The sequence below is a fragment of the Thermosipho sp. 1070 genome, assembly GCF_001682135.1.
GTDB classification, from domain to species: Bacteria; Thermotogota; Thermotogae; order Thermotogales; family Fervidobacteriaceae; genus Thermosipho; species Thermosipho affectus.
The window spans coordinates 1,122,756-1,148,638 of the sequence record NZ_CP007121.1 but is presented as its reverse complement, the minus strand read 5'-3'; the positions used below and the strand labels follow the sequence as shown (position 1 = coordinate 1,148,638).

Sequence of the window (25,883 nt, the reverse complement as noted above, 5' to 3'; positions counted from 1 at the left end):
TTTAAAGGTTGCTTGTTTTTTTATATATTTTATATATACCATTTGGAGATATAATATTATATAGAAAAAATTAAAAATTTGGAGTGTGCAAAAATGAACTATGCAATAAGTATTGATTGCGGCACTCAAAGTTTGAGAGCACTTTTATTTGATGAAAACGGAAAACTCCATGATATCGAAAAAATAACATACGTCCCATATTTTTCTACAAAACCGGGGTTAGCGGAACAAGATGTAGAAATTTATTGGAATGCTCTTTCAAGTTCTGTAAAAAGGTTAAAAGAGCGAAATAAAGGAAAATTCTCAAAAGTTCTAGGTGTAAGCATAACAACCCAAAGGGATACTATTGTTTTTGTAGATAAAGAAGGAAAGCCCCTTAGACCAGCAATTATATGGCTTGATCAAAGAAAAGCATCGCAGAAAAATGTGCTAAATTTTATTGAAAATATAGGATTTTCAATTATACGCATGAAAAAAACAGCATTGAGAATTTATAGAAGAAGTAGACCAAATTGGGTAATGGAAAATGAACCAGATGTTTGGAAAAAAACTCATAAAATTCTACTATTATCAGGATATCTCTTGTACAAACTAACGGGAAAATTTATCGATTCAAAAGCATCTCAAATTGGACATATACCATTTGACTATAAAAAACAAGATTGGCCTAAAAGTGACAAAAATTGGCGTTGGCGGTTGTTTGGATTCACAAGAGAACAACTTCCAAAATTAGTTGACCCATGTATCTCCATTGGAAAAATATCAAAAAAAGTTTCACAAGAAATAGGTCTTCCAGAAGGAATAGATATAATAACCTCTGGTTCAGATAAAGGCTGTGAAACTTTGGGAACAGGTTGTATAACCGAAAATTGTGCAAGTCTAAGCTTTGGGACAACTGCAACGGTTCAAGTCACATCTAAAAAATACTTTGAACCTATACCATTTATTCCTCCGTATCCGGCAGTTATCCCAAACATGTACAACCCAGAAATAGAAATATTCAGGGGATATTGGCTAATAAAGTGGTTTATAAGAGAATTTGGAGAAAAAGAAATATCACTCGCAGAAAAATTACAAGTAGCCCCCGAAGTAATATTAAACAAATTTCTCGATAATATTCCCCCAGGATCACACGGACTTATTCTATATCCCATGTGGACTCCAGGACTTGATATGCCAAATGCAAAGGGAGCAATAATTGGTTTTGGAGATATACATACAAAAGGACATATTTATAGAGCGATAATAGAGGGAATAAATTATGCGCTCCGTGATGGATTAGAAAGAATTGAAAAGAAGGGGAAAATTAAAATAAATAGATTAACAGTTTCAGGTGGTGGTGCACAAAGTAATCGCATCTGTCAAATAACCGCAAATATGTTCAACCTTCCCGTATATAAAACAGAAACACATGAAACCTCTGGCCTTGGAGCAGCAATATGTGTATTTGCCGCGTTTTCAGATATAAAAACTGTAGTAAAAAAAATGGTACATTACTCAAATATATTTCAACCCAACGAAAGAGAAGTAGAAATATACGAAAAACTGTATAATAAAGCGTATAAAAAGGTATATTCTTCCCTTAAAAACGTATACAAAGATATTAAGAAAATAACAAACTATCCTGAAGACTAAATAAACAATTGGGAGAAGTACTTCTCCCAATTGTAAAAATTTTACTTTATATTATCATTCTTCAAGTAATTAACTATATTAATAGCAAGTTTTGCATCATCTCCATAATCCCAACCATTGTGTAAAATATCATTTCTATCACCGGTACCATCATCAAAAGGTGAGCTATCACCAATTGCCACTACTTTTCCTTTTCCAAAAGTTGAAACAACTAAAAACGGCTTTTTAAATCTATCTGCTATTAAAACCTTTACCTTATCTGATAAAATTTTTATCGTACTTCCTGCCCATACACCTACTTTTTCTACACCACTTGTTATATAATGTTCATATATATATCTTAAAGGTTCTTCTTGGATATTATCTTCCGAAAATACAAAACCAAACTTTTTAACAAATTGATTAAATATTTTTGGAGAATCCCACCCGTTATGGTTTCTATCTGATCCACCATGGTCAGCTATAAGGAATAACCCTCCACCATTTTCCACAAATTTTACAATTGCCTGTACTTCTGTCTTATCAAATGGTTTGTTAGGTTCTGGAATTACAAGTACCTTGTATAAGCTTAAAAGTTCAAAGGAAAGTTTTTCCTTTGTACCTTTTACATACCCATCTATAGAGTTTGCAAATTTAGAATATGCCCCATTAATTACCCAATCGGCATTCCCCGCTTGTTGACCATGTCCTTCATCGAATAAAACTCTATTTTCAAAAATATCTTTTTTTGGATCAATCGATAATATTTTTGACCCCATTTTATTTCCATTAATATCTCTTATAAATCTTATCATTATCTTTTCAGGTTTTTCAACACCAGCATCCAAAATTATTACTCTGTTGTTAAAGAACATTTCATGTCCTTTAATTTCAACATTTGAAATTCTAACAGTTTTATTATCATTCACACTTGTTGGATCTACAGGTTCATTAAAAACCACATAAACTTTGTTATTCTTCAAAAACACGGATCCTACCTCTGGTGGAAAAACATCTCCAGCTTCTATATCTTCCATTCCCCTTGGCCAAAGCTCAAAAAATGCTTGATATCTTCCAAGTACACCTTTTACCTTCATTTTCATTCCAACTCTAAAATACGAAGTCAATATTCCTGTGTTTTCCCTTATAAAGACCATACCCTTTCCACTACCATCATCAATGTATATCTTTCGCGTATCCCCTTTTTCAATACTCACAACTTTTCCTTCAACTTCAACGAATAGCCCTTGAAGTGATTCATCGTTAATATCAACAGTTTTTATTTTTAATGGCTCTGGCAATTCATTATCACTTGAAATCACCTTAACGCCATTTTTACTCACTACTATCTCCCGATTTAATCTATGTGTCCACAAATAACCTTTAACCTCAACTAAATCCCCACGCTTAACTTTCTCAAAATACCCACCTTTAAGATACACATTAATACCCGCACTCTCATCTTGAACAAATATGATATTAACATCAAATGGGCCTGGTTCTACTGTTACAATTCCCCTAATCAAAACATCTGTCCCATCTGGTAATTTCTTTGCATCTGAAATACTCATGGAAATAGAAATTAAAGAAATTATCAAAAACATCCACACTATAGACTTTTTCATGTTTTCACCTCCTAATTATCATATTATTTTATCATATGGTATAATTCTTTTGAAAGGGGGATTTTTATGCTAAAAGAAATTTTTTTTGACCAAGTTAAACCTGCATATGGTTGCACAGAACCTATAGCAATCGCACTTTCGACAGCAGTTGGAAAAGAGCATTCAACAGGTGAATTAAAAGCAATAGAAATATCTTTGGATAAGAATACGTATAAAAATGGTTTGGTAGTAAATATACCAGGCACAGATATATTTGGGCTTGAACTTGCAGCATCTTTGGGATACATATGTGGAGATGCAAAAAAAGGTTTAGAAGTTTTAAAAAATATAAATCCAAAATGTTTGGAAAGTGCTATGAAAATAAAAAATTTAGTAAAAATCTCTCTTAACGAAAAAAATTACCTTTTTGTGGATACAACTATAATCTCAGATAACAATGTACAGATACTTATTGAGGGAAAACATGATAACATTGCAAAAATAGTGATTGATGGCAAAGTAATTAAAAATGAAAAATTCAATCCTAAAAAAACAAGCATAGAAAAAATTAAAAACTTTTCCATAGATAAGATTTTAGATTACATAGAAAATCCAGATACAGATATCTTAGACTTCGTTGAAAAAGCCATTGAAATGAATCTGGAAATTGCAAAATTTGGAATAAACACAGAAGGAAACTTCTCAAATGCCGCAATAAATGAGTATGTAAAGTATGTAAGTGCAGGTGTAGATGCAAGAATGAGTGGTGCTTTGAAACCTGTAATGACGGTGGCTGGAAGTGGAAATCAAGGTTTGTCCTGTATACTACCACTTGCTTTATATAAAGACAAAGTTTCAAAAGACAAATTATTAAAAGCCACACTATTAAGTATACTAGTTACAATATATATAAAGGCATACACAGGACTTTTAACCCCCATCTGCGGTGCTGGAACCATTTCAGCAGCAGGGGCTGCAGCAGGATTAACTTATATAAACAATGGGAATAAAAAACAAATAAAAAATGCAATAAATGATACTTTAGGTACACTCTTTGGATTAACGTGTGATGGTGCCAAAAGAGGATGTGCACTTAAAGCTATAACTGGTACTCTTACTGCTCTACAAGTAAGCAACTTAGCTTTACACAATATAGACGTTCCATGTGGAAATGGAATAGTTGCAGAAGATGTGGAAGAGACAATAAGAAGAGTGGGAAAACTTACAAATTCTGTTAAACAATTTGACCGTGATGTATTAGATTTCATTGGAAAATGCTAAAGGGAGGTACTTTATGAAATGTCAACATTGTAAGAAAAAAGCTATTTTCAAATCACCAAGACTTTGCGAAGACCATTTTGTGGAATACTTTGAAAGAAAAATAGGAAAATTTTTGGATAAATACAAAATCAAAAATAAAAAATTACTTGTTGCAATTTCAGGTGGAAAGGATTCTGTAGCAGTAAGCTACATTCTTTCAAAATTAAAAGAAAAATTCAATTTAAAAATAGAATACTTTTTTATACGACTTGGAATCCCCGTATTTACCGAAAAATCCGAAGAAATAGCACTAAAAATCACACAGATGACAAATGAAAAGTTAACTATATACGATTTAGAAAAAGAAGAAGGGTTTACAATAATGGATATAAAATATAAACCTTGCTCATACTGTGGAATGATAAGAAGATATATATTAAACAAATACGCATTCGAAAATGATTTTGATTATGTGGTTTTAGGTCATAATTTAGATGATGAGGTCTTTTTCATATTCAACAACATGTTCAACAAAAACATAACACAACTTCAAAGAACAGGTCCCTTAACACCTACAATAAAAGAAAAAAACCTAGTTGGAAGGATTAAACCATTGTACTTTTTAACAGAAGAAGAAATTTTAACATACACAAAACTAAAATCTCTTCCATATATTGGTTGTGCTTGCCCAAACTCTCTAAAAAGCACACAAAAAAAATTCAAAACAAACATAGAGTTTTCTAGGGATCAAAAATTAAACATCGTATACAGCATTTTAGAGATGAAAAAATTCTTACCTGAAGAAAAAATAGAAATAAAATTTTGCGAAAAATGTGGATATCCAACGACTAGTAACATATGTAAATTTTGTAGAACTAAAGAAAGGATAAGGGGGTAATTTTTTTGCAAAACAAAACTTTGTTTTACATATTACTTTTCATGATAGTAGCATTTTTAATATTTGATTTTTTCACAATATTTAATCGAAAACCAAAATTCGATATCACATATTATCAAACTATCATTGAAACTGATTATTCAAACGCTGCAACTATAACAACCATCGCAGGGCTTTCTTTTAACGATCTAAAGGAAATGGAAAACTACAAAGTAAGTTATACACAAAATTCATCTGCTACCTTTCTTGATTATTTCAAAAAGATATCAGAAGAAATCGGAAAAAACATGAGTGTAAAAATGTACAAAAACTCTGCCTCAGAAAGGGCAGGAATCTTAGAAATACAAGAAATTGCCGTAATAGAAAACCTAGTCACAATAGGCAACAACAAATACACATTAAGTTTAGGCAACATACAAATAAATCCAAATGAAAATTCTTCATTTATAGTATATATCCCAAAAGAAAGTGCTCTGATATCTGCTCAACCTACCCCAACTAGTATAATTAAAAACAAACTCTATTGGTCTGGAAATACACTTAAAAATTTTCCAACGGTAATCTATGGAGGGAAAAAATGAGTTTTGTTGAATGGCTAGTGCTATTATCAACTATCTTTAGTGTTTCATTTGCATGGGGAACATACCTTGTGCATCTGTATTCTACCAAAAATCAACCCGAAAAGTTGAAAGAAGATGAAGAACGTCTCATCCAGTTAATGGGACGGGTAAAAACTTTTGTTGATTCAAAGTTGGAAATATTAGAACAAAAAATGAAAGAAGTCAACGATTTAATTTCTGAAATTAACGACCTTTATTCAAAGGTACTTTTGGATATGTCTCAATTAAAAGAAAAAAATAGACAAAAAACACAGGAAAATATAATCAAAGAAGAAAAAATAATTCTAGAAGAAAAAAATGAAATAAAAAAAGAACCAAAAACAGAAAAAACAATGGAAGAAAAAATAATCGAACTTTACAACAACGGTGCTAGTGAAGCAGAAATTGCTAAAAAATTTGGTATAGGTATCGGCGAAGTTAGACTTATAATAGATTTATTTCTCCGCTCGAAAGGAGGACAACTATGATTGGAGAACATCCATATGTAAAATGGGCAATAAAGGTAATAGAAAATTATGTTTTATATTCAAAAATAATAAATCCGGACAACTCATTGCCAAAAGAATTATTCGAAAAAAAAGCGGGCTGTTTTGTAACTCTACATACTACAGATGGAAATTTAAGGGGTTGTATAGGAACGTTTAAACCTACTCAAGAAAATCTTGCTCTAGAAATAAGAAATAATGCAATCGCTGCTGCAACACAAGACCCAAGGTTTTTACCACTTTCAAAAAAAGAACTTGGTTCAATTATTGTATCTGTAGATGTGCTAAGTGAAACAGAAAAAGTAAACTCAATTAAAGAACTTGATCCAAAAAAATATGGAATAATAGTAAAACAAGGGAACAGAAGAGGGCTTCTACTTCCAGATATAGAAGGTGTTAATTCAACAGATGAACAAATAAGAATTGCAAAACTAAAAGCAGGTATATATTCAGAAAATTTCGAAATATATAAATTCACGGTACAAAGATATCACTGATAAATCTTTTTCCAAAGTTTCTTAATTGTCTTTTCGCACCTTACAAAAACCTCCAATACTTTTGGAGAAAAGTGTTTTGGTTTTGTCCTTCTGTCGCCTTCCATTATTATTTTCATAGCCTCTTCATGTGTAAATGCCCTCTTATACGGCCTTTCCGATCTAAGTGCATCGTAAACATCTACAAGATGAACTATAGCAGCTTCAATAGGAATTTCCTCTCCCTTTAAGCCGTATGGATATCCACTTCCATCCCAGTTTTCGTGATGATATAGTGCTATATTCCTTGCAACTTCAAAATGTGGTTTATCACCAATTAAACGTGCACCGTATATCGTGTGTTTTTTCATCTCTTCCCATTCCTCTTCTGTCAATCTTCCATTTTTCGTTAAAATATTTCTATCAACAAAAATCTTGCCAATATCATGCAATGGTGCATAATGTCTTATTTTATAAACCATTTCCCTTGAAAACCCCATCTTTCCTGCTATAAACGCCGACAAAATCCCCACTCTATCTATATGATTCCCTGTATTTTCATCGTATCCTTCTGCAACTTTTGAAAGTTTTATACTAAAATCCAAATATGCCGATTCTAACTCATCATTTACACGTTCTATTTCTTTGTAACTATTTTCTAATTCTTCATTCATGGCAGTTAATTCTTGAAATGTTGCAGACATTTCTTCTATCATGTATTCATATTCACGTATTAATTCATTAACTTCATCTATCTCACAATCTTCAAAATTATTCACATCAAATATCTTTGTCTTTCTATACTCTCTCATATTGGAAATCAATTTTTCAAAATAACTAGATAATCTTCTAGAAATCTTCTTTGAAAGCTTTATAGAAAACAAAATACCTATTAAAACTGCACCGCCAATTATTAACGACATATAAAAAAGGACTTTATATATATACGAAAAGTCAAATGACACACTTAAAAGTAAAGGTCCAAAAACTTCTTTTTCACTTTCAAATTTCCATGGATAATATATTGTATAAATTCCTCTTTGTTTTTTTATATGCAAAATACTATCACTAAAAACTCTTTTTAAGTCCTTTTCACTTAAATCTGTTTTAAGAAATCTTTTTGAAATGGGCATTCCAGAAGAATCACAAACGTTAACTGAAGATATAAATTTAAAATTTTTACTCATATCATTTATCTCACTAAAAGTATCCTTTAGAAACTCAAGTGGCAAACTCATTCTCAAAACATATATTTTATCATTTATCCTAATATACAGATTATTTTTGAAAATTCCATTAACGATATTTTTTTTAATATAATAATCTACAGATTTACTGAGTTTTCCTCTCAACTTTTTATCTAAATCATTAAAATCTAAAACATCCATATATGCATGTTTAAAATAGAAAGGGGCCTTTGAAAATAGTAAAGTTAAAACTCTTTCTCCTTCATCTGGATTCATTTCCAAATATGAAATAGATGATTCTAACTCTTTATCCAAATACCAATTAAAACTCTTTAAAGTTCTTTCAAAAATCTCCATGGTATTTTTGACAAAGGATACGGACATATCTTCAATCTGTTTATTTATACGAAAATTTACAAAAAGATAAAATAAAGAAAGTACTAAAAACAAAATAATCAATCCAAAAACAATGATTTTTATATAACTTTTAAAAAGGAGGTCCTTTAACTTCAACCATTAACACCTCCCTCAAATAGTGAAAGTTGTCCATTTGGTATTTTTTTCTTACTTTTTATTTTCTTTAGTTGTCCTTGTTTTAACACACTTACTTTTTTTTCCAATTCACTTTTCTTTGAAATTACATCTAATATTTCACGTGCTCTCTCTACAACACCTGCAGGAATACCTGCAATTTGTGCTACCTCTATACCGTAACTTCTATCTGCAACTCCTTCAATAACCTTATGTAAAAATATCACACCATTGTTTGTTTCTTTTACTGCTATTGTTAAATTTTTTATTCCTTCATACACATCTGAAAGCTCCGTTAATTCGGTAAAATGTGTTGCAAATATTGTCTTACACCCAATTTCGTTATATATGTATTCACTCATCGCCCAGGCAATACTTATTCCATCAAATGTACTTGTACCTCTCCCCACTTCATCCAAAAGCACTAAACTCTCTCTTGTCGCTTTATCCAAAATCAAAGCTACCTCACTCATTTCAACTAAAAAAGTGCTTTTGCCAGTTGAGATGTCATCTCTTGCACCCATTCTCGTAAATACTCTATCAAAAATGGGAAGTTTAACATTTTCTCCTGGTACAAAACATCCAATTTGAGCCATTATGGCAATTAATCCAACTTGCCTTATATAAGTGCTCTTACCACTCATATTTGGTCCCGTAATAATATACATTCTTCTTTTTTTATCCATGTAAATATCATTGGGAATAAAATCTGAAATGTATCTCTCAACTACAGCATGCCTTGCATTTTTTACACTAAATTCACTATCTGTAAATTCTGGCTTTGTATAACCATACAGTCTAGACACCATTGCGAAATTGCTTACAACATCTAGCTGTGCAAGTTTTTGTGCAAGTACTCTTAAATTTTCCACATAATCTAAAAGTTTCACACGTATTTCTTCAAATAAACTTTTTTCTATAAGCTCTACTTTCTCGCGTGCAGACATTATTTTTTCCTCAAATTCTTTTAATTCCTGCGTTATGTATCTTTCTGAATTTACCAACGTTTGCTTTCTTATATAATCTTCTGGAACGTTCTTTATCTGTCCTTTTGGTACTTCAATATAATATCCAAACACTTGATTAAATCCTACTTTCAACTTTTGAATACCAGTTCTTTGCCTTTCTAATTCTTGAAATTTTTTCAGTCTTTCTTCAGAATGAAACAATAAATTCCTGTAATCATCTAACTCAACAGAATATCCCTCTTTAATTACATTTCCATCACCAGGTGAGTTTGATGGTTCGTCATATAATGCTCTTTCAAGAAACACCACCACTTCCCTAAATTCATCTAAGTTACTTGCAAAATCTTCCAATTTTTTATTTGTGCTCAAAGCTTCTTTAATATGTGGAATCAACAAAAGACTGTTTTTCAAAGATATCAAATCTTTTGGTGAAACCTTTCCATAGCTAAGCCTTGTTAAAATTCTTTCAATATCATAAACTCCGCTTAAATACTCCCTTATCTCATTTAAAAGTAATTGATCATTATAAAAAGCCTCTACTAACCCCTGTCTTTCTAATATTTCATTTTTATCTTTTAAAGGTTGTAAAATCCACTTTTTTAATAATCTTGCCCCCATTGAAGTTTTGGTCTGATTCAACACATCAAAAAGATTCTTACCTTTTTCCCCGGGAATAAGAGATAAATTATCCACTGTTTTTGAATCAAGGACCATATACTTTGTTTTTTCTAATTTCTTGGGTTTTTGTGGTACCTTGCTATCCATTAAAGTGTACTCTAAGTACTTTAAAAGTCCTCCCAAAACCTTTTTTTCAGATTCTAATAATTCAAAATGATCAACAGATGCCAATTTATACGTCTCTTTCATTTTTTCATCATACCCTTGAAAATACCATTCATCCAATTTCTCAACAAAAATATCTGGTAATTCTCTTTTTAAATCTTCATACAACTTTTCATCACAGATTATTTGAGAAATATTCGAAATTTTTACATAGTCAACTAATTCCTCTAATTTTTCAAAACTTTTTAAAAATAACTCACCTGTAGATACATCAATGAAGGCTGAAACATAATTTTCTTCAAAAATAACCGACATCAAATAATTGTTATCACTTGAGAGAAGTTCGTCCTCAATTATTGTTCCAGGGGTAATAACACGGGTAACTTCTCTTTTAACAATTCCTTTTGCTTGAGATGCATCTTCCATTTGCTCGCAAATAGCCACTTTGTAACCACTTTCTACCAACTTTTTCAAGTAATTTTCAAGTGCATGGTATGGTATTCCCGCCATTGGAGCACTTTGTCTTTTTGTCAACACTATATTTAAAACTTTAGAAATTACCTCAGCGTCCTCAAAAAACGCTTCATAGAAATCTCCAAGTCTAAATAACAATATTGCGTCCTTATACTTTGATTTAATTCCCATATACTGTTTCATCATGGGCGTTAACTTTTCCAAGTCAACCATCCTTTCTGTGTCTTTTCTCAAAATTAATCTCCGCAATAGATTTTTGTATGTAAAGTGGATCAACTTTATCTACAAAATTTCCATTTTCTATTTCTTTTTCCACAAGCATTCCCAATCTCTCAGGTTGGGGATAGTCAAAAAATTCAGGAAATTTTTTCCCGAAAAATTCTGCAGCATCACCTATAACGCTAAAATCTCCATTTAACCTCTCTTTAAATTTTTCAATTTCTTCGACAAATGGAGAAACTTTTACGGATAATTTATCATCGTATATTGCACCATATATATATCCACTTCTTGCCTTACGTACAACTACAATATCTTTACCACAATACAACAGATTTGCCGCTATTATCTTTGTCGATGGAACTGTAACTATCTTTTTATCTATAGAAAGTCCTAAGGCAAATGATATACCAATTCTTAACCCCGTTAAACTTCCCGGACCAATTCCTATACCAACTACATCTAATTCATCAAAATCTATTTCAAATCCTTTGAGTATTTCCATCAAAATACTCAAATTTTTCGTATGTTTATCTTTTGCCATTAAAGTTTGAGTAATAATCCTATTTTCATCTCTATAATACACTACAAGTTGCGGTGTTGATGTATCAATTGCAAAAACTTTCATCAATTATACCTCCTTTCTTTCAATTTTATCATAAAAAAAAGCAGGATATTTATCTATCCCGCTTCTTTATCTTTAACAAAAACAAAAAAACACCAATATACACGAAAATATCACCCACACTTATTATATAATATTCTTTCCACGGCAAAATAACAGGTATCCAATCACCGAGAAATATTTTCCAACTAAACGTGTCAACAACCACATGCCTCATACCTATAGGAAGCGCAAATTTTTTACAAGACTTTTTAAAACTGGCATTTTCCAACCATTTATCATCATAACAAATGAATTTAAAACTGTTCCAATTGTTATCAAAGAAAACCCCGGAATATGTTTGTTTAATAATAAGAGCACTATTAACATAGAAAAAGAAAGTGGCATTAAAATCTCCCTATAATACGGTATAACCTGAAGAACAAAAGGTATTGGGAACAAATAAAAATACCTATATCTTCTCTCTACTACAAACTTTATTCTTTTAGTTAATATAGAAGTAAAAAAAGAGATTAAAAAGATATATACTATCATTAATACTAAATCCTTACCAAACTTAAAAATATTTTAACGATTTCCAGATCAAAAATCACTCCCGAATTTTCCTCTATAAATAATATTGCCCTTTCTTTCTTCCATGCCTTTCGATACGGCCTGTCACTTGTAAGTGCATCAAAAACATCACATATAGTTAATATTCTAGAAACAACTGGAATATCTTCTTTTGACAACCCATCTGGGTAACATTTTCCATACCATCTTTCGTGATGATGCAACACCCATTTTGCTATAGTATCTTTATACTCTGTTATATTTTTTAATATTTCATATCCCTTTTTAGAATGTTCTTTCATTATTTCGTACTCCTCAAAAGACAACTTATCTGTTTTCAAAAGAATTATATCCGGAATTCCTATTTTTCCCACATCATGTAATACTCCAGCAATCTCAATTAACTTTAAATCTTTATCGGGAAACCCTAGCTCTTTTGCCATTTTTACGGTAAGTTTTGAAACATTTTCTCCATTATAAATAACATATTCTTTTCCAAATCTAAATTCTTCAAAAAATTCCCCATCGTATCACCTGCTTTTTCTCTCTAACTTATTTTCCTCCTTTTGATGGCCAAAGAGTAAGGTTTCCCACAGTAGCAATTACAAATGGCAAAGCAATAAGTGCGAAAACAATAATTTTCTTCCACATCTTCTTCATACCTTCTCCCCTCCTTCTAAATTATTAGATTCAAAACTCAATATTATTATAATATTAAATATTTCTATATTAATTTAAAAAAATTCCGCACAATCGTTGATAAACTAATGGATTTTTCCAACTATTTCTTTATTTTTTTCGTAATTATTTTAAAATATTTTCTTGAAAAAAAACATAATCAAATTTGTAATAAAATTAATATTAAATTCAATCTAAAAAACAGCTTATAACAAACTCTTAAAATTTGTTATAATATAGTAAGGATGGTGAAAAAGGATGAAAAAATACTCCAACTATATAGAAATTATTCTCCTTAATTCTCTTCTTTTTACATTTGATATTATTTTCAAATACTACGGATACGTTTTATCTTATCCAAATCCATATTGCATATTAAACATATATATATCTATAAGACATGGCTTAGACATGTTTTTTTTCTCATCCACATTTAGTTTATTTTTCTATTTTTTATCTTTATACATCCACTACAATATAAATATTTTTACCGTTATCTTTACTTGGCCCGTTCTAAGATTTCCGATAGTACTTCTATCTATGGGGTTCATAACCGGATTTTTTAGAGATAGCTATGTACAAAAAATAAATGAACAAAAAACACAAATTAATCTTTTAAATGAAAAAATAAAAGCACTTGAAAAAACTATAGAAAAATATAAACTTTTGACTAATGACCTTCAAAACAAGCTACTCCTTGAAAATAAAGGAGTTTCTTTGTTTGTGGATAGATTAAAAGAAATAGAATTTAATAATCCTGAAGACATATTTAATGAAGCAGTGGAACTAATATACGACTTTGTAAGCGCCATAACTGTTTCCATATATACTCTAAGTAAGAACAACTTTTTACGATTAAAAGTTAGAAAAGGTCCACAAATCCTTCCAAATTCATTTCCAATAGAAAAATCAAAGATAATTTCAATGGCCAATGATTTAGGATTTGCATCTGTAAGTGTTTTGTACATTTCAGATGAAAATGTAGACTTTTCTATGGAACCTATAATGGCTACAAAAATTTCTCAAAGAAATAAAACAATAGGTTTTGTCCTAATTGAAAACATGGACCCTGAGAAAATAAACAAAAATACGGAAACATATCTTAAACTTTTATCAGATTGGCTATCAAACCTTCTATATGTTTCAATTGAACTTGAAAAGCAGACTATAACTACAGATATAGAAAAATTTAAAGCCGTATTTGAAAAGATAGATGAAAGATTTAAAAGGTTTAAAATTCCATACTCACTTATCGAAGCTTCTATTACTAAAGATTTTGATATTAGCAAGATAAGAAAATATATCAGAGAAACTGATTTTGTTTTTTACAATCCGTTACAAAACAAGCTAAGTATTCTCTTAACTTCTTGCAATTCCCAAGGACTAAATCGCGTGTTAAACAAAATTAAAACCGAAAGGAAACTAAACATACTGGAGGCTTATACAAAAGAATGAAAAAAATAATTATATTTGTATCACTTATTTTTGGAATTCTTTCTTTAATAAAATTAAATATATTCTTCTTCTTTCTATATCTAATACTAAACTTAATAGATCTAAAAGTATCAGATCTTATTGGATCTATTATATTTTTCCCGTATTATCCAATAATAAAAACATTATTAATAACCCAAAAAAAACCAAAATATATCCCTATAGAATTTAAAGAAAAAAACATTGAAACATTCAACCCAAACTTTAAAAGTGTTGATCTTGCACCATTTAACATAATCATAAAACACGGAAGTGTTTCACAAAAAAAGGAAGCTATACGTTTGTTATTCGAACTACTAAAAAAAGAACAAATAGACTTTTTGGAAGGTCTTCGTCTACTTTATTTAGTCATAAAAGTAGAAACAAACCAAGATGTAATTTTATACACAACTGAAGCAATAAACAATATTGAAAATTTACTTTTAGAAAAACTTTCAAAAATCAATAATAAAGTAGAATACGCAAGGTATTCATTCTATTATGCACTTTCTCCATTTCTTACCGAAAATCAAAAAACAGATATACTTATCTCTACAAAAAAAACACTTCTACAATTCTTAGAAAAATATCCTCTTAATATAGAAGCAATCCTTTTGTTATTAGATGTATTACAAGAATTAGGAGAAAATACCTTGATTGAAAAAATATTAGATGAAAAACTAAAAAAACTAAAATTTCAACCTCTATTTGAAAAAGCAATGTTATATTATCTAAAACAACGTAATATCAAAGAGGTAAAAGAACTATTAAACGTTTTCTACTCTTATAACTTTTCATTTAAAAACGAAGCACTAAAAATACTCTTGGAGGGATAACATGGATAAAATCCTTTTTATTATAACTTTCATTTTAATAATTTTAATAATTGTAATAAACTACAATCAAGCGGTGATTGAATCACCGTATGAACTAAAAAAACTGCCTTGGAATAAAAGAAGTTTATACATAAAAATGAACGAAACATTTAACGAATTGTACCATAAAAAAGAACTTGGTATTGAAGACTTATCTAAAGTAGAATACCTCATCTTAATTTCTTCAACACTAAAGGATTTTAACAAATACAAATTTGCCGAAAGTTTAAAATTTAATTTACTAATCAAAGAACTTGAAAAATTAAATTTATCATATACACAAAAAATAGGGCTTTATATAATTAAAAACAATCCATCGGAAAAAAAACTAAAAAAAATCTTGGAAGGTGATTAATCTGAAAGTAGGTCTACTTTTTGAAGGTACTTATCCTTACGTGGTGGGAGGCGTATCAAACTGGGGACATTCTTTAATAAAAAACATGAAAGATATTGAATTTTGCGTTATTCATGTGGGTGATACTCCAAGAGAAAGAAAGCAAAAATACGTGTTTCCCGAAAACGTAACAGATTATTTTGAATTCTACCTCTTTGCAAAATACAAATTTAAAAATAAAAGAAAAGTAACAAAAAAATTTACCAATTCTCTAGGAAAAATTATAACCTATCCATTTAATGAAAATAAAATGGGAAAGGATTTATATTATCTATTTAAGAAAAATCTCAATTTCGACTTTACAAGTTTCCTAAAATCTGAGTTCTATTGGAGTTCAATACTAAAATTCTATGAAAAATACTTGCCTTTTGAGAATTTTCCAAATTACTACTGGACATTATATTCTATGATGATACCCTTTTTAAATTCTATGGCTATTGATCTTCCAAAATGCGATATATACCATACAATCACCACAGGATATGCAGGAATTTCAGCTATTTTAAATGGGTTAAAATACAACAAACCCGTGATTCTTACTGAACATGGTATATATCACAGAGAAAGACAACTTGAAATACTACGTTCGGATTGAATTAAAGAAGAATTCAAAACAGGGTGGATAAAACTTTTTAACACAATAAGCTCAATTGTATACAAAGGTGCAAAGAAAATAACAACATTATTTGAAGACAACCAAAAATTTGAAAAAGAACTCTGCAGTGAACACTCAAAAATGCTTGTAATACCAAATGGTATTGATGTAGAAAGATTCAAAGACATACAATACAGAAAAGAAAAACAACCATTTACCATTGGAATTGTAGGACGAGTTGTAGAAATAAAAGATATAAAGACAGCAATAAAAGCTGCAAGAATAGCAAAAGATGAAATAAAATCTTTCAAGTTATACATAATTGGTCCTACCGATGAGGAACCTGATTACTTTAAAGAATGTTACGAAATGGTAGAAATATTCAACTTAAAAGACACGGTTGAATTTACTGGAATGGTTGACGTAAAAGAATATTACGATAAATTAAATATCCTTCTAATTTCAAGTGTAAGTGAAGGTCAACCACTAGTTATACTTGAAGCATTATCAATAGGTATTCCAGTAGTTGCAACAAACGTTGGGGCATGTAGAGAATTAATATACGGTAGTAAAGAAGACATTATAGGTCCTGCTGGCATTGTCGTAAAGCCCAAAGATTTTAAAGCCATGGCAAATGCAATTATCACTTTGTACAAAGACGATTCTTTTAGAAAAAGAGCATCAGAAATAGGAAAAAAAAGGGTAATGTTAAGATATAGGTTAGATCAAATGGTGGGAAACTACAAAAAACTATACTATTCGGTGGTGGAATAACTTGGCGGGAGTCGGATTTAAATTAAATAAATTATTCTTTCAAAATAGAGTTTCGACAGATGCACTTGCCATACTTTATTCTATATTGACCGCTTCAGGTCCATGGATTATTACCACTTTATCTTTGTGGATAATACTTAACTATTTAAATATATTTAACATTTACTTTAATACTGCGATCATATATGGATTTATTTTTTCTATAATAATATCAGGGATTTTTTCTATGTTTCTTTCAAGGAGAATTTCAGATATTATGTATTTAAAAGAATATGAAAAAATTCTCCCTGAAACATTGGGAATAATTGTAGCAAATGCAACTTTATTAATTATCTTTCTTGTTTTATTTTTTCTATTTAATCCCCAACCATTTAAATTTATTATTTCATTTACCTATCTTACACTCTCATTACTTGTCTTATGGTTAATTTCAATTGCGGCAATTTCCACTGACGAAATTAATTGGTACATTACATCATATGTATTAATGGGTATATCTTCTATTGTTTTTTCCAAATTATTTTCCTACTACAACCTTTCGGAAATATATGGTTATGCATTAGGTATAACTGTGGGTATAATAACAAATTTTATAACAGTATATAACACATTTGGAAATAATAATCAAAAAATTTCCTTCGAATGGGTAAAAGAAATAAAAAAATATTGGCAACTTATGTTAATAGGGGTTTCGTATTATCTTGCTATATGGGTTGATGATTTTATAGTGTGGAATAATCCAAACTTTGGAGAGGAATTAATAGACGGATTTAAATTTTCATTTATATACGATAGTCCCATGTTTTTTTGTTATCTAACTATAATTCCCACAATTACCATGTTTATATTGGTACTTGAAACAAGGTTTTATAAAAAATATAAACATTTTTACACTTCACTAAAGGAAGGATACGTATATTCCGAGATATTAACTATAAAAGATGAAATGGAAAAAGAACTTTTACAAAGTATTTCACTTACCATAAAGATTCAAATATTAATTACCACGTTATTTTTTATACTAAATGAATTAAAACTTCTCCCTATATCAAATGAACTTTCAAAACCTATTTTAAGACTGGGACTAATAGGGGCAATGCTCAACGGTTTTTACCTCATGGTAATATTATTAATTTTATACTTCGATTTTAGAAATTTGGCGTTTAGTTTGAATATAGCAGTATTATTTTTGAATATTTTCTTAAGCTACATTTTAGTCTCAAAGATAGGTTATGCATCCCTTGGTGCAGGATATGCCCTTTCATTTTTAATAGGAACTATGGTTTCATATACATTACTTAAAAAGAAAATAAAAGATATAATTAAAATCGAATTTTTCAGACAAAATCCTTCTCTTCCAGAAGGAAAATTAATTAGAGGAGTGAAAAGATGAAAAAAATATTATTAACAATTTTTCTAATCTTAAGCATCCTATCATTTTCTCAAAAAAAGATCTTACTTCTCTACAAAGGCTCTGAAGAATACGGAGAATACATGCTAAAAGATCACGTAATTCCCCTCCTTGAAAAAAATAACCTAAATTTTGATTTAGCAGACATTGAAAAATTTAATTACTACAACATCTCATCAAAACACTATACTGGGATAATCTCATGGTATTACTCAACAAAACTAAACACTCCCGAAGTATACTTAAGACAACTTTCTAAATTTGTTGAAGAAGGCGGTATATTTTTCTTTTTTAACAATTTAGGAGTTTCAACTGAACAAAGGGAAATCAACAACCTATTGAACAAGATAGGTATACATTATATGTATGGATACAAAGTCTTAAAAAATTTTGAAATTACATATGATAAGGATTTTTTTACAGCAACACCAAGTACATTACCACAACCTGTTGAAAAATACAAAATCTTTGCAAAAGATATAAAAATTATTTTAGATCTAAAATCAAAAGATACAAAATATCCATTAATATTTATCTCTCCAAGAGGTGGATGTGCAATTTTCAATAGCTTTTTAAACAACGAAAAGGTTGTACTCAACATTGAAAAGCTAATAGACGTATTTTTGACAAAACAAGTTGGAATGAAAAACAAAATACTAATCGTAAAAGATACATATGATTCAAACTTTTACACAAAGATTCAATATGACCTAAAAAAAACTTTAGAATACGCAAAAATAAATTTTGATATAACAATAATAGATGACTTTTATAACAAATCATTTATAGATCTTTTACCATATAAATATATAATTTGGTGTACAAATTCAAAGTTCATTTCTTCTGAAAATACAGAGATGTTTCTAAATAACGGAGGTACAATTTTATACATAACAAATATTTATAATACTCCCTGGAAAAACAACATAAAAACTGAAGAACATATCGTCAAAAAAATTTTCTTTAAAAAAGAAATATTTCCTTTAAAAAACACCAAAAACGGCATTGAAATTGAAAGAAGTTTTGAAATTTCTTTCAATGTGGATTTACATAATGAAAAAATTCTATCTTATCTTGTAAGTGATAAAAACATTCCAGTAATTTGGTATAAAAAAGAAAAAAATGGATACCTTGGATACATTTATCCACCAATTATAATAAAAGAAACAAGGGGATTAATTTTACAATGCATCCTTGATATGCAGGATTTTAACATAATGGGATTTTTAAATTCTTTTATATTTTATATAGACGATTTTCCAATTCCGTCGTATGAAATTGTTAAAAAGGGAATAAATGATACAAACTTTTACTATAACATATGGTGGAAAGACATGAAAGATTTTTCAAAAAGCTACAATATAAAATACACAATAGTTACACCTTTAAGTTACAATGGTGCAAGTAATCCACCTTTTGATTTTTCCGAATTTTTAATTTCAGATAAACCCTCAAATGCATTAGTTGAAATCGATAACTCCGAACATGAACTTGGATTACACGGATATAATCATCTTTCACTTTTAAAAAGAAATTGGGAAAATGAAAAAAACCTACAAGAAGGTCTTAAATCGGCCAAAAAGTTTATCCAATTAATTTTAGGACATCCTATTTTTATAAATAGTTATGTAGCTCCAAATAATATAATAGATAAATTTGGTATAAAAAATTTACTAAAGGCACTTCCAGAAATAAAAACAATAGGTACCACTTACACATCTAATGATGATTTTTCAGAATACAAAATTATCGGCAACTTTGCAATTGTAATACCACGATCCACATATGGTTATTATCCACTTAAGAAAATCCTTTTAAATTCCATAAACACCCTTGCAAATTTTGGTTCTTTCCAACACTTTATACACCCAGATGACTTCTTTTCAAATGACAGAAATCCTAAAAACAAAACATGGGAAGAGCTATTGTCTTATTTAAGTACATTCTACTACAAAGTTAAGATAACTTTTCCATGGTTAGAAAATCAAACTGCTTCAGAGGCATATCCTTATTTTTTTGATTTTTTAACACAAAAATACGAATACAATATCAAAAAAGATAAAATGGAAATAATTATTTCACCATCTGCTTTAAAACCAAAATATTTTCTTTTACGCACAAAAATTCCCATAAGAAGCATACTGGGAGGTGACATAGTGGCATTTTATCCCGAAAACGATATATACATATTAAAAACAACTTCATCAAAAGTAGTTATAACTTTTCTAAGGTGATAATATGAAATATATAACTTTATTCCTGATATTTATGATTTTAATATATACTCTAAGTATTGAAAAGATAAATGTACCGTTTATATATCAACTTCAAAATATAGATTTACAAAAAATCTATACCTTTTATACTCCAAAATTTCTGGTTATAGATGTTTTCTACTTAAATGATAAAGACAAAGTTTATCTAAAAAAACTCCAAAAAGACGGCACAAAAATCCTTGCATACTTAAGCATCGGCGAGGCAGAAAGCTATAGAGATTATTGGAAAGATGCTTGGAAAAAAAATCCACCAAAATGGCTTGGAAAAGAAAACAAATATTGGAAGGGAAATTACAAAGTAAAATATTGGTATAGCGAATGGAAAAATATAGTTTTCAAAACAATAGATAAAATTTTGTCATACAATATAGACGGTCTTTACCTCGATTTAATAGACTCTTATAAATATTGGTCAGAAAATGGCTATGAGATAATATTTACAGCAAATGAAATGATAAGATTTTTAAGCGAAATAAAAGAAAAAGTAAATAACCTTTTAATTGTACCTCAAAATGGAGAAGATATTATAGACTTTGATTTCAATAATTTGTACATAAAATCAATAGATGGAATAGGAATTGAAACTCTATTTTTTTACAAAAATAGAAAACTAAAAAGTGAAAAAAGACTTACGTACACACTCAAAATACAAAACTCTGAAAAATTTGTTCTTGTTACAGATTATATATACCCACCAAATAATGAAAATATCTTAAAAGAATTTATTAATTTATGCGAAAAATATCATTTTTATGGATATCCCGCAAATAAAAATCAACGTTTAAAAGATATATCACTTGGTTTGAAATACTACAAAAAATATGAGGGCAATTAAGCCCTCATATTATTTCATATTTTCTTCTTTCCCATTCACTTACAAATGTGGAATATTCTCTCCATTCTTTTCTTTTCATTTTTATAAATTTGGAAAATATATGCTCACCAAGTGCTTCTTTTATTATTTCGCAACCTTCCATTTCATTTATAGCTTCACTAAGATTTTCCGGCAACAACTTTATCCCAAAAATTCCTTTTTCTTCTTCTTTCATATGATAAATATTTTCCTCAACTGGCATTGGTGGTTCTATTTTTTCCTTTATACCAATAAGCCCCGCTTTAATTAAAACAGTAAAAGCTAAATACGGATTACATGAAGGATCAGGTGCTCTATATTCTAATCTTGTCCCCATTTTTCTTGCCATTGGTACTCTAATAAGTGCAGATCTATTTGCAAGAGACCAAGCGACATTTACAGGGGCTTCATATCCTGGAACTAACCTTTTATAACTATTTACAGTTGGATTTGTAATCGCCGTTATAGGCCTTGCAAATTTTATTAAACCTCCTATAAAATACCTCATTATATCGGAAATATCATCTTTTTCCTTATCGTAAAACGCATTTTCACTTAAATCACTTGTTAACAAACTCATATGCACATGCATCCCACTACCATTAATTCCAAAAAATGGCTTAGGCATAAATGTCGCGTATAAATTATTCTTTACCGCTAACGTCTTTATAACTAACTTTACAGTTTGAACGGCATCAGCGGATGAAAGAGCATTACTGTATCTAAAATCTACTTCATGTTGTGATGGAGCAACTTCATGATGCGTAGCTTCAACATCTATCCCCATCTCTTCTAACATTACAGCAACTTCACTTCTTAAGTGTTCTGCAATATCTACAGGCAAAAGATCGAAATATCCACCTTCATCTAAAAATTCAAATACAGGTTTATTATCTTTTCTTGGCAACAAGAAAAATTCAACTTCAGGGCCTGTGTGAGGGACAAATCCTAATTCCTTTGCCTCTTCCATAACTTTTCTCAATCTAAACCTAGGATCCCCTTCAAAAGGTGTACCATCATATTTGTAAACATCACAAATTATTCTTGCACTCTTTTGACCTTCAAGTGTCCATGGAAGAATTGCAAAAGTCGCTGGATCTGGCTTTAAATACATATCCGATTCATTAATCCTAACAAACCCTTCAATTGATGAACCATCAAACATTATCCCTCTTTCAAACGCCCTTTTTAAATCATTCGAAGGAATTTCGACATTTTTTAATATCCCGTTAATGTCGGTAAACTGCAACCTTATAAATTTTATCTTTTCCCTCTCAATAACCTCAAAAATCTCATCTATCCCCATAACAAAACACCCCCTAAAAAGAAATAATAAGGCACATAAGCCTTATTTGTTCTGATTATATCATTTATTTAGCAAAAATCAACTCTTACAAGATTTTTTATTAAATTTCCGAAAGATTCTTTATCACCCGTTTAAAATCAGAAGGAAGGGGGGCAACAAAAATCATCTTTTTTCCAGTTGTAGGATGAAAAATCGAAAGTCTTAAAGCGTGCAGCATTTGTCGCTTAACTTCAAATATTTCATCCTTTTTTCCTTTTCCATATAGTTCATCTCCAAGAAGAGGATGGCCTATGTATTTCATATGTACTCTTATTTGATGGGTTCTTCCCGTTTTTGGAAAGGCAAGAACAAGTGTAGCAACTTTAAATCTTTTTAAAACTTTATAGTATGTTAAAGCACTTTTTCCCCATTCTAAAGGGGCCATTTTTGTCCTCACAACTGGGTTCCTTCCAAGTGGTACATCAATTGTTCCATAATCTTTTTTTATAACTCCAGAAGTAATTGCAATATAAGTCTTTTCTGTGAGTCTCTCCTTAAATTGACTAGATAAGCTTTGATGAGCTTTATCATTTTTTGCAACAACTATAACTCCACTTGTGTCCTTATCTAATCTATGTACTATCCCGGGTCTTAATTCACCACTTATCCCCTGAAAATCTTTACAATGGTACATCAAAGCGTTAACCAACGTACCAGAAATAAAGGAAGGTGTGGGATGAGTCACCACACCTGGAGCTTTATTTATAACAATTATATCTCTATCCTCATAAATTACATCTATAGGTATATTCTCTGGTACAATTTCCACTTTTTTGGGTTCTTCTGGCAACTCAAAAAAAACCACATCACCTTTTTTTAATTTATAGCTTGGTTTCTTTATCTCATTATTTACTATTATCTCCCCACTCTTGATTGCTTTTTGTATGTACGTCCTTGATATCCAACTTGGAGCTATCTCTTGAACAAACTTGTCCAATCTCCATCCTTTTTCCCGCGCTGTTACTTGAATTTCCAATATCTCTCCTCCACAATGATAATATTGCAATTCCAATACCACCCAAAAGTATAAAGAAATCCGCCAAATTGTATATAGTTGGCCAATAAGGCATAGTTATAAAATCAACTACATATCCAAATCTAATTCTATCCACTATATTTCCCAATGCACCACCAATGATAAATCCTAAAAACATATTCGTTAAAAAATCCAAATTTTTGATCAAAGGTATCAAAGACAAAAAGATGGTAATTGCAAGTGTTAAATAAACAACTATTTCTTTTGAATTTGAAAAAAGACCAAATGCCACACCTTTATTAGTCGCATATGTGAAATAAAATATCCATACCTTAGTTGGATTAAACCTCCAATAATTTGTAGCAATATATTTAGTAATTTGGTCGATAACAAATGCTAACGTTATCCAAAACAAAAAATCACCTCACAACTTTCTGTAAATAAACGGTGATGCAACTTCAAATCCCAACTGCCTGTAATTAAATATTCTCTCAGTGTTCCCTATAAATAACAAACCACCTGGTCTTAAGGACTTTGCAAATTTTTCGTACAACTCCATTTTCGTTTCCAATTCAAAATAAATTACCACGTTTCTACACAAAATCAAATCATATCCTGTTTCAAAACGATCTTGTAATAAATTATGTCTTTTGAATAAAATTCTTTTTTTTACTATATCCTTCACTTTATAAGTCCCTTTGCTTGTTAAATCAAAGTATTTTTTTAAATATTGTGGAGGAGTACTAACAAAGGATCTTTCTTCATACTCACCCATTCTTGCCTTTGTTAAAACACCTATATCTATATCCGTTGCATGAATTTTTGCTGTACTTGGTGCTCTTAATTCTTCAAGTAAAATCGCAAGAGAATACGGTTCTTCTCCTGTAGAACATCCCGCACTCCATGCTTTAAACTTTGTACCACTTTCCTTTAAAAGTTGAGGTAAAAATTTATCCCTTAGTTCCCACCACTTCTCTGGATTTCTAAAGAATTCCGTAACATTTATAGTCATTCTATCAAAAAATTCTTCCTTCTTCTTTTCATCTTTCAAAATCAAATTGTAATAATCTTTATAAGATTTAAGTCTATATTTTTTAATCAACATCTCTATTCTTCTTTTAACTCTATGTGGTTTATAACCTGTCAAATCAAAATTAAATTGCTTTTTTACTTGCTCTAAAAACCATTGAAATTCCTCCATAGAAAATTCTTGTGTATCACCAAATTTTGAACCCGAAAGCAAACTTTCTCTTCTCTTTTTGAAATCTTCCAAAGACATTAATCTCACCCCACTTTACATTCATGTACATTTCTTCTTGCGTTATAAATAAATAATTATTTTTGCTGAAAATAGCCATTCCTAGCAAATTATTTACAGGATTAAAATACAGTCCAAAATACTCGTCTTGAAAATACAACGCCGCTTCTAGCCCGTATTCATCGTAAAAAAAGATCAAATCATCTATTTGAATCCCAAAGATATTCTTTTCTAAAAATTTTTCATAAAAAATTCTGAAATCTTTGTATTTTAGTCCAACATTAATTAAGCCTTCTTTAAAGGATACATCCAAAAAATTTCCAGAAAAATAACAATAATCATTATAAAAACCTGTAAAACCATATCTTACATTCAAACCCATTTCATATGGATTTACAAATACAGAAAATGGAACTTTTCTGTGAAAAAAACCATACTCAACGGAATAGATCTTTGCATTTAAATCAAAAAAAATTTCTGGAACATTTGCTTCAAATACAGGAAAGCCCTGCTCCCAATTAACATTAATATCATATCGAAGCAGGGCTTTAACCTTCCAAAATTCGATGTCTTGAGTAATAGAAAAACCGTACGTATCGAAAAAAGGATCTACCCAAAAATCCAATATTTGGGCAAAGCTTAGAATTTGCAAAAACAAAAACAAAAAAACTATTTTTTTCAT

Annotated in this window: 22 protein-coding genes and 2 pseudogenes; 13 read left to right on the top strand and 11 right to left on the bottom strand. The window is 29.8% G+C overall.

What is annotated here, in order from left to right; all coding sequences use genetic code 11:
* Positions 1 to 93: 93 nt before the first annotated feature.
* Positions 94 to 1,635: an FGGY-family carbohydrate kinase gene (locus Y592_RS05775; RefSeq protein ID WP_075666050.1), complete on the top strand. Its 1,542-nt coding sequence runs from the start codon at positions 94 to 96 to the stop codon at positions 1,633 to 1,635.
* Positions 1,636 to 1,676: 41 nt separating this feature from the next.
* Here Y592_RS05775 and Y592_RS05770 read toward each other — a convergent pair whose 3' ends face one another.
* Positions 1,677 to 3,239 (bottom strand): DNA-binding protein, encoded by a 1,563-nt coding sequence (locus Y592_RS05770; RefSeq protein WP_075666049.1) that lies wholly within the window; start codon positions 3,237 to 3,239, stop codon positions 1,677 to 1,679.
* A 66-nt stretch (positions 3,240 to 3,305) separates the two neighbouring features.
* Here Y592_RS05770 and Y592_RS05765 point away from each other — a divergent pair, with 66 nt between their 5' ends.
* Genes Y592_RS05765 through amrA form a run of 5 tightly spaced genes read left to right on the top strand, consistent with a single transcriptional unit; the run spans position 3,306 to position 6,978 of the window.
* Positions 3,306 to 4,499 (top strand): L-cysteine desulfidase family protein, encoded by a 1,194-nt coding sequence (locus Y592_RS05765; protein WP_075666048.1) that lies wholly within the window; start codon positions 3,306 to 3,308, stop codon positions 4,497 to 4,499.
* Positions 4,500 to 4,512: 13 nt separating this feature from the next.
* On the top strand, positions 4,513 to 5,376 hold the full coding sequence (locus Y592_RS05760; RefSeq protein WP_075666047.1) for an ATP-binding protein: 864 nt from the start codon (positions 4,513 to 4,515) through the stop codon (positions 5,374 to 5,376).
* 5 nt (positions 5,377 to 5,381) lie between these two features.
* On the top strand, positions 5,382 to 5,957 hold the full coding sequence (locus Y592_RS05755) for a DUF4897 domain-containing protein (RefSeq protein ID WP_075666046.1): 576 nt from the start codon (positions 5,382 to 5,384) through the stop codon (positions 5,955 to 5,957).
* Positions 5,954 to 6,463, top strand: coding sequence for a DUF6115 domain-containing protein (locus tag Y592_RS05750; protein WP_075666045.1), 510 nt, complete (start codon positions 5,954 to 5,956; stop codon positions 6,461 to 6,463). The genes Y592_RS05755 and Y592_RS05750 overlap by 4 nt, the downstream gene beginning before the upstream one ends.
* Positions 6,460 to 6,978, top strand: a complete 519-nt coding sequence (amrA, locus tag Y592_RS05745) for an AmmeMemoRadiSam system protein A (protein WP_075666044.1) — start codon at positions 6,460 to 6,462, stop codon at positions 6,976 to 6,978. The genes Y592_RS05750 and amrA overlap by 4 nt, the downstream gene beginning before the upstream one ends.
* On the opposite strand, the gene Y592_RS09245 is transcribed toward amrA, so the two are convergent.
* The 5 genes and pseudogenes from Y592_RS09245 to Y592_RS05720 form a co-directional block, all read right to left on the bottom strand.
* On the bottom strand, positions 6,972 to 8,654 hold the full coding sequence (locus Y592_RS09245) for an HD domain-containing phosphohydrolase (protein ID WP_232218166.1): 1,683 nt from the start codon (positions 8,652 to 8,654) through the stop codon (positions 6,972 to 6,974). The genes amrA and Y592_RS09245 overlap by 7 nt on opposite strands.
* Positions 8,651 to 11,110, bottom strand: coding sequence for a DNA mismatch repair protein MutS (gene mutS, locus Y592_RS05735; RefSeq protein ID WP_075666723.1), 2,460 nt, complete (start codon positions 11,108 to 11,110; stop codon positions 8,651 to 8,653). The genes Y592_RS09245 and mutS overlap by 4 nt, the downstream gene beginning before the upstream one ends.
* A complete protein-coding gene (gene tsaB / locus Y592_RS05730; RefSeq protein WP_075666043.1) occupies positions 11,103 to 11,744 on the bottom strand; it encodes a tRNA (adenosine(37)-N6)-threonylcarbamoyltransferase complex dimerization subunit type 1 TsaB in 642 nt (213 codons plus the stop codon). The genes mutS and tsaB overlap by 8 nt, the downstream gene beginning before the upstream one ends.
* A gap of 49 nt (positions 11,745 to 11,793) precedes the next feature.
* Positions 11,794 to 12,110, bottom strand: a pseudogene (locus tag Y592_RS09350) (DUF5317 family protein).
* A 170-nt stretch (positions 12,111 to 12,280) separates the two neighbouring features.
* The gene (locus Y592_RS05720) at positions 12,281 to 12,775 is read right to left on the bottom strand and encodes an HD-GYP domain-containing protein (protein WP_075666042.1); all 495 of its coding nucleotides are present in this window, start codon (positions 12,773 to 12,775) and stop codon (positions 12,281 to 12,283) included.
* A gap of 454 nt (positions 12,776 to 13,229) precedes the next feature.
* Here Y592_RS05720 and Y592_RS05715 point away from each other — a divergent pair, with 454 nt between their 5' ends.
* The 7 genes and pseudogenes from Y592_RS05715 (at position 13,230) to Y592_RS05685 (ending at position 21,604) form a co-directional block, all read left to right on the top strand.
* Positions 13,230 to 14,426, top strand: coding sequence for a hypothetical protein (locus Y592_RS05715; RefSeq protein WP_075666041.1), 1,197 nt, complete (start codon positions 13,230 to 13,232; stop codon positions 14,424 to 14,426).
* Positions 14,423 to 15,280 carry a hypothetical protein gene (locus Y592_RS05710; RefSeq protein ID WP_075666040.1) on the top strand — a complete coding sequence of 286 codons (858 nt, stop codon included), beginning with the start codon at positions 14,423 to 14,425 and terminating at the stop codon, positions 15,278 to 15,280. Before Y592_RS05715 ends, Y592_RS05710 begins: the two co-directional genes overlap by 4 nt.
* A gap of 1 nt (position 15,281) precedes the next feature.
* Positions 15,282 to 15,674 (top strand): hypothetical protein, encoded by a 393-nt coding sequence (locus Y592_RS05705; RefSeq protein WP_075666039.1) that lies wholly within the window; start codon positions 15,282 to 15,284, stop codon positions 15,672 to 15,674.
* Positions 15,667 to 17,082 (top strand): annotated as a pseudogene (pelF, locus tag Y592_RS05700) (GT4 family glycosyltransferase PelF). The gene Y592_RS05705 and the pseudogene pelF overlap by 8 nt, the downstream one beginning before the upstream one ends.
* A gap of 1 nt (position 17,083) precedes the next feature.
* On the top strand, positions 17,084 to 18,475 hold the full coding sequence (gene pelG / locus Y592_RS05695; RefSeq protein WP_075666038.1) for an exopolysaccharide Pel transporter PelG: 1,392 nt from the start codon (positions 17,084 to 17,086) through the stop codon (positions 18,473 to 18,475).
* Positions 18,472 to 20,727, top strand: a complete 2,256-nt coding sequence (locus Y592_RS05690) for a DUF2194 domain-containing protein (protein ID WP_088368919.1) — start codon at positions 18,472 to 18,474, stop codon at positions 20,725 to 20,727. The genes pelG and Y592_RS05690 overlap by 4 nt, the downstream gene beginning before the upstream one ends.
* A 4-nt stretch (positions 20,728 to 20,731) precedes the next feature.
* Positions 20,732 to 21,604: an MJ1477/TM1410 family putative glycoside hydrolase gene (locus tag Y592_RS05685; protein ID WP_088368918.1), complete on the top strand. Its 873-nt coding sequence runs from the start codon at positions 20,732 to 20,734 to the stop codon at positions 21,602 to 21,604.
* Between the two features lie 4 nt (positions 21,605 to 21,608).
* Here Y592_RS05685 and Y592_RS05680 read toward each other — a convergent pair whose 3' ends face one another.
* The 5 genes from Y592_RS05680 to Y592_RS05660 all read right to left on the bottom strand — a co-directional run bounded on the left by Y592_RS05680 (position 21,609) and on the right by Y592_RS05660 (position 25,883).
* On the bottom strand, positions 21,609 to 22,928 hold the full coding sequence (locus Y592_RS05680; protein WP_075666035.1) for a glutamine synthetase family protein: 1,320 nt from the start codon (positions 22,926 to 22,928) through the stop codon (positions 21,609 to 21,611).
* 100 nt (positions 22,929 to 23,028) lie between these two features.
* The gene (locus Y592_RS05675) at positions 23,029 to 23,904 is read right to left on the bottom strand and encodes an RluA family pseudouridine synthase (protein WP_232218164.1); all 876 of its coding nucleotides are present in this window, start codon (positions 23,902 to 23,904) and stop codon (positions 23,029 to 23,031) included.
* Positions 23,813 to 24,358 (bottom strand): signal peptidase II, encoded by a 546-nt coding sequence (gene lspA, locus Y592_RS09240; RefSeq protein WP_075666721.1) that lies wholly within the window; start codon positions 24,356 to 24,358, stop codon positions 23,813 to 23,815. The genes Y592_RS05675 and lspA overlap by 92 nt, the downstream gene beginning before the upstream one ends.
* A gap of 9 nt (positions 24,359 to 24,367) precedes the next feature.
* A complete protein-coding gene (locus tag Y592_RS05665; protein WP_075666033.1) occupies positions 24,368 to 25,222 on the bottom strand; it encodes a CheR family methyltransferase in 855 nt (284 codons plus the stop codon).
* Positions 25,161 to 25,883 (bottom strand): hypothetical protein, encoded by a 723-nt coding sequence (locus Y592_RS05660; RefSeq protein WP_075666032.1) that lies wholly within the window; start codon positions 25,881 to 25,883, stop codon positions 25,161 to 25,163. Before Y592_RS05660 ends, Y592_RS05665 begins: the two co-directional genes overlap by 62 nt.